The organism is Carboxylicivirga sp. (assembly GCF_982718395.1).
Genome location: NZ_CEXQWX010000180.1, coordinates 1 through 11,775, shown reverse-complemented (window position 1 = coordinate 11,775; position 11,775 = coordinate 1). Strand labels below are relative to the sequence as shown.

The 11,775-nt window shown below is 36.6% G+C and carries 9 protein-coding genes; 6 read left to right on the top strand and 3 right to left on the bottom strand.

What is annotated here, in order from left to right:
• The 3 genes from purD to AC4MRQ_RS22005 all read left to right on the top strand — a co-directional run.
• A partial coding sequence (gene purD / locus AC4MRQ_RS22015; protein WP_491199884.1) for a phosphoribosylamine--glycine ligase occupies positions 1-957 on the top strand: 957 nt, incomplete at its 5' end.
• A gap of 5 nt (positions 958-962) precedes the next feature.
• Positions 963-1,943: a hypothetical protein gene (locus AC4MRQ_RS22010; RefSeq protein WP_491199883.1), complete on the top strand. Its 981-nt coding sequence runs from the start codon at positions 963-965 to the stop codon at positions 1,941-1,943.
• Positions 1,944-1,949: 6 nt separating this feature from the next.
• Positions 1,950-3,599, top strand: a complete 1,650-nt coding sequence (locus AC4MRQ_RS22005) for a carbamoyltransferase C-terminal domain-containing protein (protein WP_491199882.1) — start codon at positions 1,950-1,952, stop codon at positions 3,597-3,599.
• Here AC4MRQ_RS22005 and AC4MRQ_RS22000 read toward each other — a convergent pair.
• From AC4MRQ_RS22000 to AC4MRQ_RS21990, 3 genes are all read right to left on the bottom strand, one after another.
• Complete coding sequence (locus AC4MRQ_RS22000; RefSeq protein WP_491199881.1) at positions 3,594-6,698, bottom strand: PAS domain-containing hybrid sensor histidine kinase/response regulator; 3,105 nt, start codon at positions 6,696-6,698, stop codon at positions 3,594-3,596. The two genes, AC4MRQ_RS22005 and AC4MRQ_RS22000, sit on opposite strands and share 6 nt — an antisense overlap.
• A gap of 39 nt (positions 6,699-6,737) precedes the next feature.
• Positions 6,738-7,556, bottom strand: a complete 819-nt coding sequence (locus AC4MRQ_RS21995) for a substrate-binding domain-containing protein (protein WP_491199880.1) — start codon at positions 7,554-7,556, stop codon at positions 6,738-6,740.
• Positions 7,557-7,646: 90 nt separating this feature from the next.
• Entirely contained in the window at positions 7,647-8,717 is a 1,071-nt protein-coding gene (locus AC4MRQ_RS21990; protein WP_491199879.1) for a lysylphosphatidylglycerol synthase transmembrane domain-containing protein, read from the bottom strand.
• A gap of 148 nt (positions 8,718-8,865) precedes the next feature.
• On the opposite strand from AC4MRQ_RS21990, the gene AC4MRQ_RS21985 reads away from it, so the two are divergent.
• From AC4MRQ_RS21985 to AC4MRQ_RS21975, 3 genes are all read left to right on the top strand, one after another.
• Positions 8,866-9,060, top strand: a complete 195-nt coding sequence (locus AC4MRQ_RS21985; protein ID WP_491199878.1) for a DUF1289 domain-containing protein — start codon at positions 8,866-8,868, stop codon at positions 9,058-9,060.
• A gap of 257 nt (positions 9,061-9,317) precedes the next feature.
• The gene (locus AC4MRQ_RS21980) at positions 9,318-9,980 is read left to right on the top strand and encodes a murein L,D-transpeptidase catalytic domain family protein (protein WP_491199877.1); all 663 of its coding nucleotides are present in this window, start codon (positions 9,318-9,320) and stop codon (positions 9,978-9,980) included.
• Positions 9,981-10,020: 40 nt separating this feature from the next.
• Positions 10,021-11,679, top strand: coding sequence for a L,D-transpeptidase family protein (locus tag AC4MRQ_RS21975; RefSeq protein ID WP_491199876.1), 1,659 nt, complete (start codon positions 10,021-10,023; stop codon positions 11,677-11,679).
• Positions 11,680-11,775 lie beyond the last annotated feature (96 nt).

Here is an 11,775-nt window from a genome sequence, read left to right as displayed (position 1 = left end):
GGTAGTAAAGAGTTTGCCAAAGATTTTATGATGCGTCATAAGATCCCGACAGCAAGTTATTTATCCGTTACACAAAATAATTTGGAAGAAGGACTTTCTTTCCTGAAAACCTTAAAAGCACCATATGTTCTTAAGGCTGATGGCTTAGCTGCCGGTAAAGGCGTATTGATTCTTGACGATTTAGCGGAAGCGGAAGCTGAATTAAAGGAAATGCTAAGTGGCAAATTTGGAGATGCTTCGAGTAAGGTGGTCATCGAAGAATTCTTAAGTGGTATTGAGTTATCTGTTTTCGTTTTAACGGATGGTCATGGCTATGTCGTTTTGCCTGAGGCAAAAGATTACAAACGTATCGGCGAAGGTGACACCGGCCTTAACACCGGTGGAATGGGTGCTGTATCTCCGGTACCATTTGCCGATGATGTGTTCATGAAAAAAGTACACGACCGCATCGTTAAGCCTACAGTTGATGGTTTGGCTGAAGACAATATTCCATATAAAGGTTTTGTATTTATTGGATTGATGAGTGTAGACGGAGAACCCTATGTTATTGAATACAACGTGCGCATGGGTGATCCGGAAACAGAAGTGGTCATTCCCCGCTTAAAATCAGATTTAGTTGAGTTATTTGAAGCCGTTGCAGCTGGTGAACTAAGAAAGAAAGTGATTGAAGTTGACGAAAGAAGTGCTACTACAGTTATGTGCGTTTCTGGTGGCTACCCGGGTTCATATGAAAAAGGGAAAGCAATTACTGGCTTGGATATGATCAAAGACGGACTTGTATTCCATGCCGGAACCTCAGATAAAGATGGACAAGTCGTTACGTCTGGCGGAAGGGTTATTGCTTTGACAGCCTATGGATCAAACAAGGAAGAAGCCTTAAAGAAATCATTCGAAAATGCTCAGAAGATAAATTTTGAAGGTAAATATTTCCGCTCTGATATCGGATTCGATCTATAAATCACATGCTGTTCCGAACTACAAATAGAAATGATATTGTCGCCTTAGCCTTGATGCCATTGTTGCTGATAGGCTTTTGGCTTAATACGCTTCTGTTTGATCAATCGCCAAGTTTTCCATACGATAATAATCCAATGCCTTTATGGGATCTGGTGATTAATTCACTGAAGGGGCATCATCTGCTGGCTTCGTTAATTAGTATGTTTATTGCGCTTATAATGATGCTGAGTATTAACCGGATCACGAACCGCTATGCATTGTTTAACGGTCAGACAAATATTCCTGGCTTTGTTTATATGCTGTTAGTCAGTGGTTACCTGATGGCTCAAAAACTTCATCCGGTTTGGATGTTTACACCATTACTCATATTGGCAACAGAAAGGCTATTTGCTGCCTCGGGTCAACGTAAACCAATGACCTGGTGCTTTGAAGCATCATTCTGGTTATCGCTGGGAACGCTTTTTTATGCAAAAGGAATATATTTCATTGTTCTTTTATGGATGGTTATGTTTATACTTCGCCTGATGAATATGCGAAGTTTACTGGCTTCTATAATCGGACTCACACTTCCTTACTTGTTTGCCTTTGGCTATTATTTTTGGTTTGATCAGTCTGCTACCTTCCTCGAAACGGTATTTGAAAACTTTGTATCCCCAATAGCCTTTTATAAGCATACAATTTATTCACAGGTATATAATGGCATATTAATATTCCTTGTATTCATATCCATTTTATCGGTGGTAAGAACATTACCGGCCATTAAAATTATCACACGTAAACATTACCGGATATTTATCTGGCTGATCGTGTTATGCGTAGTAGCTGCAATTACACCCTATTATTCACTTGAAGTCATGCCGATATGGGCCATTGGTGCATCCATCGTCGTTGGACGTTTTCTGGCACTGATACGCCGACGTATACTGCAAGAAGTATTATTTTATATTTTAATAGCGTGTACCATTGCTGCCCAGTTTCTCATTTGATCAATAATGAACATTTCAAAGCCTACACTAGCTATATACGGTATACAAGACCGAATCAATAGTTCAACTCCTTTTTATGTGCACGATCATGCAATGACCTTAATGCACGAGGGAAAAGTATTACAACACCTCACCCTAGAAAGACTAAGTCGTCAAAAACATGACAACAAATTGCACGAATCAATCTATTCGCTATTAAAAGATGGAGGCTTGCTTAAAAATACTGATTATGATCTGGTATTTGTGGATAATGTAGTTGGTAGAAGTTTTATCTCGTCATGTGGTCGTTTTCGTTTTGAAGGACCTTTAAATAACACACTTAATATCACTGCCGAAAAAGGGCGTTGCTGGTGGCTTAATCAGGAAAAAGAGGCTTATGTTCTTAATCATGAACTGGCGCACATTGGCGCCTGTTTACCCTTTTATGGCTCTTTCAAAGAAAATAGCCTGTTAGTTCATTTCGACGGTGGTGGAAGTCTTAGTAACTTTTCAGTTTTTACCTATCGGAATAATCAACTTGAGGCGATTGAACACCATTGGGACTTCAAGTATTTATCAGGATTATTTAATGCTAATGCATTGGTATTTGGCATCATTGGGGCAAAACAAAAAGATCAGAATAGTGTACCGGGTAAGATGATGGGGCTGGCAGCCTATGGAAGTTATTGTTATGACGTTGAACAATGGTTAATAGAAAACAACTATTTCTCCGATATATGGAGAAGTAAAGCCAGTTTTTTTGAAGCTGTTAAAAAGGTTTTCGGCCTTGACATTCAGCATTTGAATCAGGACAATCCTTTCCTACAAGATGTCATTGCCACCATGCAAGGGATCTTTCAAAGAGAATTGTATAACAAACTTAAGGAACTGCAATCCGAATTTAATTCGGAGTATTTGTATTATTCGGGCGGGTCAGCCCTGAATATTGTAGCCAACACTCAAATTGTTGAATCCGGTTTATTTAAAGATGTTTTTATCCCACCTTGCACTGAGGATAGTGGTCTTTCACTAGGTGCTGCAGCATTTATTGAATGGCAAAAGCATGGTGAATCAGTTAGCCATTCACCTTATCTTAACAATTGGAAACTGAAATCAGACACATGCCAATTCAACTCCGAAGATATAGAAGCTTGTGCAATGGCTCTTTCACAAAAAAAGATAGTTGCCGTATGTAATGATGCGGGTGAAATTGGTCCACGGGCACTTGGTAATCGATCAATACTCGCCCTGGCAAACTCAAAAGCTTTAGCAGATAAAGTGAGTATGACTCATAAAAAACGGGAATGGTATCGCCCTGTCGCTCCTATTATGCTGAAAAAAAACGCACAATATTTTACCAATAAAGAGCAAATTCACCACCTGGCTAAGTACATGTTACTTGATTTTGATATTGCTACAGACAAACGAAAAGAGATAGAAGGTGTTGTTCACGTGGATGGTACCTCACGAATTCAAACTGTTCAGCGCAATGACAATCCATATCTTTTTGCTCTTCTCTCCCACTTAGATGAAAAATATGGTATTAAAGCGCTAATTAATACTTCTTTTAATGTACGTGGTGAACCAATTGTTTACAATGAATCAGGAGCCATTAAATCAGCTAAAAACATGAAACTGGATGCGGTAGTGTTAAACGGAAAATACACGGTTCTATAGCCATTTATCGATTATGTTTTCGAGATCGTCCATCTTAACTGGTTTCCCTATATAGTCATTCATTCCGGCCTCAATACATATTTCCCTATCACCCTTAAGGGCATTGGCAGTCATAGCAATAATAGGTAATTCCAGCTTTTCCTCACGTAATTTTTTGGTTGCATCTAAACCATTCAAAACAGGCATCTGCACATCCATAAACACCAAGTCAATCTTATCCTTTACATCTCCCACCAACATATCAACAGCTTCCTGACCATTATTTGCAATCATTGTTTGAAGGCCTAATCGTGCAAGCATTTTCTCAGCAATCTTCTGGTTAATAATATTATCCTCTACCAAAAGGATTTGCTTGTTTTTGATCCTCTCTTTTAGTTCTGCAACCTGAGCTTCGCCATTGTTAATATCATTTTTACCTTCCACCAGCAGTTTTTCAATCGCGTTAAATAAATCAGTATGTTTTACCGGTTTCTGTAAAACAACATCAACACCATTGAACTCCTCAGTGTTTTTCCATCTGTTTTCCGATGAGAACAATATTGTTTTGATATTCTTTTGCTTACGCTTAACTGTTTTAAGGAATTTATCATCTGCCTTACTAAACACATGGCTATCAATAATCATCAGATTATAACCTTTATCTTCTTCCAGGCGAATTAATGCTGACTTCTCATCGTTAACTGTTTCCGATTTTATTTGCCAGTTATTTAAAGTTTTCTTCAGTAATAACAGGTTGGTTTTGTGATTATCAACAATCAAGGTGTTAACATGTGCAAACTGCTCAGTGTTTAGTTCTAGTGTCTTATGGTTTTTATCAATAACGAAAGGCAGAGTAAAATGAAATACTGAACCAGGATTCTCTTTCGACCACATAAAGTTAGGGTTTGGACTTTCAACCCATATCTTACCTCCCATCAGCTCAACCAGCATTTTGGAGATACTTGTTCCTAATCCTGTTCCTCCGAACTTACGGGTTGTTGATCCATCGGCCTGAGTAAATGATTCAAATATTTTTTCTAACTTATTTTTAGGAATTCCAATTCCTGAATCTTCTACCGAGAAGTGAAGCACCACATTGGTACCCTTTTGTTGCTCAATCTCAACCTTTAGAACTACTTCTCCTTCAGATGTAAATTTAACAGCATTTCCCATCAGATTGACCAATACCTGAATCAGACGACTCTCATCTCCTATTAAAAATGGTGGTATGGTATCCTCTACATCATTCAGTATCTCAATACCTTTCTCAAGCGATCGGAAAGACATTTGATCCATCAGGTAATCAACCGTAGAACGAAGGTTAAACGCATAAGATTCAATCTTCATTTTTCCTGCCTCAATTTTAGAGAAATCAAGGATGTCGTTGATAATATTAAGGAGGTTATCACATGAGCGGCCAATGATGGAAACAACATTCTTTTGCTCCTTACTCAATCGTGTTTTAGCTAATAGCTCTGTTGCTCCGATTATACCATTCATAGGTGTTCGAATTTCATGGCTCATATTGGCCAGAAATTCTGACTTTGCTTTATTTGATTCAGCTTCTTTCTTCTGGATTTCCTTCTGTGCACTAATATCCATAAAGGCCTCAAGGAATACTTCTTTTTGTTCCAGGGAGATGGGAATGATATTCTTTAATATCTCTCGTGAAATATTATTCTCTTTGATTTCCAGCCGCTCCTCCAATGAAGCAACATTTACTCCTGTTTGCTCATCCCTATACTCTTCCTTTTTGTTAGTACTAAACAGTTCATCGTATGAACTATTGGTTAGATGAGCCAATGCCTTTTCACTGTTTCCAAAACCCATAATTTTTGAGGCTGTCTTATTGATCTGGATAATCTGCTTATTATTATCCACAATCATCACGCCCACCGGTAAATTATCAGTTATGGTCGAAAGAGCCTTATTAGACTCCTTAAGTGACTCTGTCAACAACTTTTTCTCAGTTGTATCCTCTTTGATTGCCACATAGTTTGAGATGGTTTTGTCTTTGCTTAAAACCGGCGAAATCAAAACTTTCTCCCAATATATGCTCCCATCATCCTTAGTGCTGGATATCTCACCTTGCCAAACCCTTCCCTCTTGTATTGTTTGCCAAAGTACATCGGCTAATTCGTTCTTTTTATTTTGAAGCTTAAAAAAGTTAGTATTTCCACTTTCCAGCTCACTTTTCGAGTAGCTATCCAATGATTTAAAACCTTTATTAACGTATTCTACGTTACCTTGGGTATCGGTAATCATGATAGAAATAGGGCTTTGCTCAACTGCCTGAATCAATTTCTTGTTATTTTCCTCAGCCTTCTTCCGATAAAGAATAACATTACGAATTTGAGATAGCAGAAAGTAAGTAAGCAAAATAACGAATAAAGTAAAAAATATCAGTGAGGTATACTTTAACTTGTTATAACGGCTTAATACATTAATCCCTTTATTATTTAGGCTAACTAATCGTTTGTTGATCTCATAAGCGATTGTATTCTCAATCTCCAACATGCGATCAAATTCTGGTTCAGCACCTTTAATAAGTTGTTCTACATTACTTTTCAGGTGCTCATTACTACCGGCATGTACCGTTATATTTTTTAATACCTGATCAGATATACGGGTAGATTGGTTATACAGATCATCAATTATCGGAATCAGCTCGCTAACTTCTGAGATTGAACCAGTATAATCATCCTCCAGGTAAGTGATTCGGATTGTTATAGAGTCTTTTGAGTAATCCTTAACAGGTCGAACATCTTCTATAATTCCACCTTGATCGATCACATTAAGTATTGCCTTACTTTTCCGTGTCAGCTCCTCAATCTCCTCATCATTATTTTCAAGCGCTTTTACAAGGTTTATTGATGCGTATGATTTAAAAGCCAGGTTGAGCTTTAGTAAACTTTGATTAAGCAGATTCTCTAACTTCAATAACTTTTCCTGATTTTCAATTGAACTCCTATATTTTGAAGAAAATGATCGGTCAAAGTAGTTTTCAATAATAAGAATCGTTGCAATGGTCAAAAGAAATATAGCCAATAATAAGTATAGCTTATTAATTATTGGTTCTCTGAAATATGATAGCTTACTTCTTTTATTGCTTTTATTCACAGAAAAGATTTTTCCTAAAAATAGAATTTTAGCAGTAATTTAAAAAATAATGGTCGGCCTTTTCGAGAATCCATAATGACTTAATGTTGAATCACTCAACTCTTTTGAAGCCAGATCAAGAAAAGCACGTGCTAAAACAGGCTCGGAACTACAGGACATAAGAGCTGCATAAATTGGAACCGCGTTATTATGTAGGGATTTTGGATTGACAATTTCAATGTAATCGACATTTCCATTAACTTTTATATTACTTTTCCAGTTTAGAGCAATATCGGCCTGATCACCTTTTAATCCCTTTACCAGGCCTTTGGAATCAGAAGTTAATGAAACAACACTTTTCGAAACAGAATTATAAGCTTGTTGCTTCTCCAGAAAAGCCTTAGTCTCGTATCCCAAAGAACTTGTTTCCGGATTTGCCATAATGATCGCATATTTCCCTTTTTTCTTCAATAGTGATGCATTACCATTAAAACCCTTTGGATTTCCTTTTTTAACCATATAAACCAAGTGGTTATATCCCAAAAACAAAGAATCTGTTAAACGACAACCAGTGTTCTGCTCAAAAATCTCAAAACTATGGCTCGATGAAGGTATATAGATGTCACCTTTGGTAGAGTAGTTAATAATTCCCATCAAATTTTTGGAACAATCATTCTGGATTGTAACACTACATTTAAACTGCTGCTCGAACGTGCTTTTTAAATCAACCACCATATTTAACATGGTGTTTTCACAGTATATGATAAGTTCCTTGGGTGGCTCACTAATTTTCTTGATGCGTTGCTTCTGTTTTTGTCGACATCCGCTAACGAACAATGCTAGGCATACAAGGGTGAGTATATATTTTGCATGAGGCATCTTTACACTTTTAACAATGAGCAAGTTAGTGAATCGCCTTATCGATAAACAGTCGTTTATCACTAAAATCTACATGTTTATCAAATCGAATTACGCACTAATGAAGTGTTTTCGTATCCATTTGGGGACAACAAAGGCTCCAATGACCAAATAAGGATAGTAGCTAACAAGGCGCCACATAAAGGCCATAGCCATTCCTGTTCCGACTGGTACCATATTGGACAGAAATTCTTTGAATACCCATTCGGCAAAGCCACTTCCCCCTGGAGTTGGGCTTACCAACATCATGATCCACATAACAAGTTGTTTCCCGAAAATGAGAATATGATCATTCCATCCTAGTAATTGAAAACCAAAAAATGCCAAAATTAGGGTATTTACAATCCAATATCGGGCCGTCCAGCTTAGTGCGGTAGCGGCAAAAGCTTTTAACCAATTTATCAATGGCCAACGTTTAAACTCCTCTGATGTTGAGATCAAATCTGAGCCTGATTCATTTGCCTGTGGTCTCCAACGTCGAATAATTGGTAGCTTAAAAATCCATAATAGCAACCATTTTAGTCCGCGGGGATTGAAAAACAAACCATAACTGATAACAACAGTATAGGCCAGCTTCAGAAAATACCCAGTCAAAGCGAACATAAAGAACTGATTCTTATACCATGGTAAACCTTCTAAAACACTATCGCCAAAAGCAAAAATATCTGTGCGTCCAATGAATAACAGTATCAATGGGAATGTAAGTATGAAATATAACTCATCCAGAAATGAAGTAACCATTACAACAGCAGTACTCCTTCCTAATTTCACCCCTTCTTTGTTTATAAAGAAAATCGCAACACTCGTTCCCCCAATGGCTGATGGTGTTATGGCTGAAGTAAACTCCCATAGCATAATGGTATTAAAAGCTTTCCGCCAGTTTAATTGATTGTTTGTAAGTAATCGAATCCTGACCATGTATCCGAAGTCTCGAATAGCCATCATCAAAAAAGATATAAAAAACCAGAATAATGACTGAAGCGTAAAGGAAAAGTAGTCTAATACCGAAGGATCAAACTCTTTATATAAAAAATAACCAGTTACCCCCAAACCAATAATGATTGGAAAGGTAATACGTCCAGGGCGAATGCTTCTTAATATTTTGCCAGAATTATCTGCCATAGCGTGCAAAGTTATAGTAAACCATTCAGCCTATGAAATGCTCGAAACATTTAATTCATCAACTCAATCAAAATTCATAATTATTTAATCTCTCTCGAAATATAACTGAACCATATTTTTACCATGATGTTATAGTCAATAAAAAAGTATGAAAGACATTCCATCTCCATGTATAAGCGTTTGTCAATATGACAGCAAAGGTATTTGTTTCGGATGCAGAAGAACCATTGACGAAGCAGGAAACTGGTCTAAATATTCAAACGAAGAAAAAGAAAATATCATAAAAGAACTTTCCGTTCGAAGAAATGTTGAAGGTGAGCAACCCACCATATTCCTGAGATAATTGCTCTTCAACTTTAATATTTTCAATAATCAGGCGAATAAGAAGTTATAATTCTGAACATTAAACTTAGTTGAATCATAACCATTTTGTATTTCATTCGTAGTTAACATCAAATGGGGACGAAACCTAATATTTAGAAAATTAATGTAAAGAAAAGTAATTAGTATTGTTTGTTGTACAATTACTTATACATTTGCGCTTAATTTTTTATCAGAGGTCTTAGATTATATTTTGTTGTTGAATTAAGTGATGTTTGAATGATCTATACTTTTATTATCCTGTTTTGGTCGATTAACAATCCGGCTACTGTTTCTCACGAAGAAGTTGAAGAAATAAATATATCGCAGCAGCTTTATCATGAAATTGGGAATCCTTCACTATCCTATGAGGCATTTGATCTTGCCTATCACGGCTGGATAAAGCTAAAAGACTCTATATCAATAAAAAACAACATTATTACTTTGATTGATTTCAGTCAACCGTCAACAAGTAAACGTTTTTACCTGATTGATATCAATAAACGTGAAATAATATACCAGAATTATGTGGCTCACGGAAAAAACAGCGGCATGCTGAACGCCAAAAAATTTTCCAATATCATTCACAGCAACCAAAGTAGTTTAGGTTTTTTTAAAACAGGCGAGACTTACTATGGCAAGCATGGCTTATCGTTAAAACTCGATGGATTGGAAAATGGAATTAATGATATGGCCAGAAAAAGACATATTGTCATTCATAAAGCAAATTACGCTGAAGAAACATTTATAAAAAAACATGGTCGCCTTGGCAGAAGCTTCGGCTGCCCTGCTATACCCGCTGACAACTATCAATTTGTCATCAACAAAATAAAAGATGGTAGCTTGCTGTTTATCTACTCACCTATGAAGAGCTATCTAAAAAAATCTACTGTATTAAATTGAAATTTTCACTAAATTAATATCTCAAGCAATTAGTTGGGATATGAAACTCTTTTTGATCTGCATTAGCTTAATACTATTGTTTGGAACAGGTATTGACTGTATCTGTGCATCTGCATGCATAGATAAATCTCCTAATTCCAACATGGCTAACGCCGTCCAGATCAACAAGTATCTATACAGAATTATCAATAATCTTCAAAAAAACCAATCTGTAAAACTTAAGGGACAAAAAGTTTACTCTAGTCAGGTTTTAATATCCGCGTATGAACATAGTGGCTATGATCTTTTGTGGCAAAATGAGCAAAACAGACACGACCTGTTATCAATAATTGAAGAAGCATATCTAGATGGACTGAATCCGTATGATTATCATGTTGAATACATCAGAAACAATATTACCAAGCATAGAAGTAAACCCAGCAGATCATTCAATAAAGCAGTCGCTGATATTATTATGACAGAGGCTATTCTTACATACAGGATGCATTTAGCTAAAGGCAAGGTTAATCAAAATAGTTTAAAGCCCAATTGGCAAGATTGTATTACAACAGAAGCAGATACACTTATTCAATCATTGCGAACTCACTTATCAAATAACACATTAAAAAAGTGGATTGATGCCTCTCGTCCTAAGCTAAAGATTTACAATGAATTCAAGAATCTTTTTGCCAAATACTACTCCATTTATCATCGCGGCGGTCACCTTGTGAAACTAAAATACCCCGGATTTTCATTAAAATTAGGTGATACAATTCCTGAGGTAGAATTACTAAAACAACATTTGGTTGCCAATGCTTACTCTTCTTTGTCTGTCGATAATGTATTTGACCAACAATTGGAGGAGGTAGTTAAAGACTTTCAAATATTAAATGGCATTGATTCAGATGGCATAGTCGGTGAAAAAACATATGAAGCACTTAATATCTCCATCCCTGAACGATTAGATATTTTAAGAGTGAATATGGACCGAATCAGGTGGTTGAACCACAAGTTGCCGGATGACTATATCTTAATCAACATTGCGAGTTTTTACTTACATGTAGTAAAAAGCAATAAAATGACATATTATTGCCGTGTTGTCGTTGGGAAAGATCACAAACAAACTCCGACTTTTAGTTCTCAAATCAGTTACCTCGTTTTTAACCCCAGCTGGCGCATTCCTTTCTCAATTGTAAGTGAAGAAATTTTACCTCAATTAAAATCAGACAAGAAATTTCTTCAGGATAGAAATATGGTTCTTTGGAAAGGCAATAAGCAGATTAATCCTGAAACCACTGATTTTAGTCAGTATTCGATCGATTACTTTCCTTTTTCAATTACACAACAGCCTGGTCCAAGTAATGCATTAGGCAAAGTCAAATTCATTTTCAGCAACCCTTATGCAGTCTATCTGCATGATACCCCTTCAAAGTCATTATTTAACAGATCAGAGAGAGCGTTTAGCCACGGTTGTATTCGTGTTGAGAATCCTTTACAATTAGCCCATTTGTTATTAAACGATCAGAAATATAGCCTGGAACAAATAAATGAGATAGTGGCAACTAAAGAAACAACAACCGTATTCCTTAATAAACAGATGCCGGTCGTTATTATATACATGACCTGTGACGACAATAAGCATGACGGACGCATCAGTTTTTACAAAGACATATATGGTCTTGACCAACAGGTGTTAGATGCATTAAGTAAAAGCAGATAATAAAAAACCTTGCATCTTCTTGATGCAAGGTTTCGTGGAGAATAGCGGAATCGAACCGCTGACCTTTTGACTGCCAGTCAAACGCTCTAGCCAACT

What these genes read in the sequence shown, in the direction of transcription:
- AC4MRQ_RS22010 (WP_491199883.1), top strand. Translation starts at nt 963, where the DNA reads ATGCTGTTCCGAACTACAAATAGAAATGATATTGTCGCCTTAGCCTTG.
- AC4MRQ_RS22005 (WP_491199882.1), top strand. Translation starts at nt 1,950, where the DNA reads ATGAACATTTCAAAGCCTACACTAGCTATATACGGTATACAAGACCGA.
- AC4MRQ_RS21995 (WP_491199880.1), bottom strand. Translation starts at nt 7,556, where the DNA reads ATGCCTCATGCAAAATATATACTCACCCTTGTATGCCTAGCATTGTTC.
- AC4MRQ_RS21990 (WP_491199879.1), bottom strand. Translation starts at nt 8,717, where the DNA reads ATGGCAGATAATTCTGGCAAAATATTAAGAAGCATTCGCCCTGGACGT.
- AC4MRQ_RS21985 (WP_491199878.1), top strand. Translation starts at nt 8,866, where the DNA reads ATGAAAGACATTCCATCTCCATGTATAAGCGTTTGTCAATATGACAGC.
- AC4MRQ_RS21980 (WP_491199877.1), top strand. Translation starts at nt 9,318, where the DNA reads ATGATCTATACTTTTATTATCCTGTTTTGGTCGATTAACAATCCGGCT.
- AC4MRQ_RS21975 (WP_491199876.1), top strand. Translation starts at nt 10,021, where the DNA reads ATGAAACTCTTTTTGATCTGCATTAGCTTAATACTATTGTTTGGAACA.